The organism is Rhizobacter sp. P3_B12 (assembly GCF_056402895.1).
On record NZ_JBFUGN010001076.1, the window covers coordinates 1 to 1,979 of the forward strand.

The window sequence follows — 1,979 nt, forward strand, 5'->3', positions numbered from 1 at the left end:
CGGCACGTTCTACTTCACCGGCAGCGGGCTGAACCTGGGCGGCTATGCGGGCGGCACGCTGCAGTTCGAGCTGGCGGTGAGCAGCTGGGGCACCAACACCAAGGGGCTGGCGATCAAGATGGAGAGCCCGGGCGACGGCTGCCGCAACGTCGACTACGTGATCCCCGATGCGATGAAGCCGCCGGCCGATGGCGCCTTCCACGCGGTCACGCTGAACCTGGCGGACGTGGTCGCAGTGAAGAACGCACCGTGCTTCACGCTCGACAACATCACCGTGCCGTTCGGGATCTTCCCGGTATGGGACGACCAGCAGGGGGTGAGCTTCAAGGTGCGGAACGTGAAGCTGGTGCAGTGACCCCATGGCGCCACGCCCGGGGTGACTGGCTCAACACGGGCATCGTCGATGTGCGCGACATGGCGGACCTGCATGTGTGTGCGATGACGAACCCCACCGCTGCGGGCGAGCGCTTCATCGAACACCGAAAGGGATGCTGGTGATGGCTTTCCAGAGCCGCCGCAGACCCTTTGGCGGCGCTGGCGGGAGATGAGTCAGGGGAACTCGCATGAGAACCGCTTCCGTCAGAACGATGCCTCGCAGGTTGCGAGGGTCGCCGGCCAACTGCATCGCCACGGAGTACTCCGCACTTGTCGACGCGATCTGCTCCAGTCGTCTCCTGCTGGCGTCATCCCCCTGTGCCATGTCCTGTGCAAGCTCGTGGGCGGCGATGTAGAGCGGCTCGTTCTTGAGCAGCCCCTTGGCGGACGCTTTCATCTCGAAGTCCCTGATCAGGAAGGCGTCCTGGAACTTGACGCCCTGCGGCGAGAGAAGAACCTGCGCGAAGGCCATCGGCACGAAGGCGATCAGGCACTCGGCATCTTCGGCGCTGATGTCCTGCAGCACGAGGTCTTGGATGAGTGTGTCCAGATCCTCGTGTGAAACACGGGCGGTCGTGTCGAGGTAGAGCTCAACTTTCCGTCGAGGGGCATGGTCAGTTTTCGGCGGCATTCGGCAAGTCTTCGTCAGCGGGGTAGAACACGTGCCCCTTGTTTGAAAACGTCATGCGGTCCAGGAATGTGGTTCGCCCGACCCACTCGACCTCGAGCACGGGCAGACCACCGAGGTTGGTTTCGGCGTATTGCGGTGTCGACCATTCGGCGCTGACACGCGCCTTGGCCCGCTGAACGGCATCCTGTTCCGACACCCCGCGAACGATGCGAGTCGCATAGAAGCCGACGATGGGCGGATCGGAAGCATCGGCGCTGAGAATCTGAATCCGGGTTCCGTGGAGCAGTACGCGGTAGTAGGGCACGATGTCTTGCATCCTCAAACACTGATCTGTTTCAGTGCTTGGCGCACGGCTGGCCAATCGGTCGATGCAGGCAACTGGGCTAGGTCCGATACGGACAGGCTGCGCCGCTGCGCGTGTTCCCGCATCAGTCCTTCGGCATCGATGCGGACCTCTGGCGGGAATGCGTCCGACACCGTGCGCTCGACCCGCTCCGACATCGCGGTCATGAGTCGCTCATGGAGCGAGAGGCACTCTGCCAAGAAATCCGAACGTGTCAGGCTGAAGCTGCCGAACGGTGCGGACCAGGCGGCGGAACCTTCGATGAACTTCTCCCGGTGATCCCATTCAATGTGAACCATCGACTCGTCCGACCACAACACGATGTCTGCAGATGGAGACAGGTAGGCCGTGTCAAGTTGGCGCTGGCCGATCCAGGTGCATGCCGCGTCGACTGTCGACCCGTAGTCGTCATCGTCGCGCTCGGCGTTCTTGTCGCACCAGGCCGACATTCGTTTCAGCGTTCGCTTGCGGCCCGAGCCGGAAAGGTGCGGGATCAAGTCTTCTGGAACGGGCTCGAGTGCGTGGGCGGCCACCTCGATGACATCTTCGTACAGCCGGGCAACCTGGTACTCGCAGAAGCGTGACACCCCCTGCTCCTGCGCTGAGCGGCTGTACTCGAGGAGGGTGGAC

4 protein-coding genes are annotated in these 1,979 nt (G+C 63.0%); 1 reads left to right on the plus strand and 3 read right to left on the minus strand.

What is annotated here, in order from left to right:
- A partial coding sequence (locus tag AC1D01_RS32270; protein ID WP_477873583.1) for a hypothetical protein occupies positions 1 to 355 on the plus strand: 355 nt, incomplete at its 5' end.
- Between the two features lie 114 nt (positions 356 to 469).
- On the opposite strand, the gene AC1D01_RS32275 is transcribed toward AC1D01_RS32270, so the two are convergent.
- The 3 genes from AC1D01_RS32275 to AC1D01_RS32285 form a co-directional block, all read right to left on the minus strand.
- Entirely contained in the window at positions 470 to 1,006 is a 537-nt protein-coding gene (locus AC1D01_RS32275) for a hypothetical protein (protein ID WP_477873584.1), read from the minus strand.
- Positions 990 to 1,322 (minus strand): hypothetical protein, encoded by a 333-nt coding sequence (locus AC1D01_RS32280; protein WP_477873585.1) that lies wholly within the window; start codon positions 1,320 to 1,322, stop codon positions 990 to 992. Before AC1D01_RS32280 ends, AC1D01_RS32275 begins: the two co-directional genes overlap by 17 nt.
- 2 nt (positions 1,323 to 1,324) lie before the next feature.
- Positions 1,325 to 1,979, minus strand: a 655-nt coding sequence (locus tag AC1D01_RS32285) for a DUF5984 family protein (RefSeq protein ID WP_477873586.1), incomplete at its 5' end; no start/stop codon positions are given.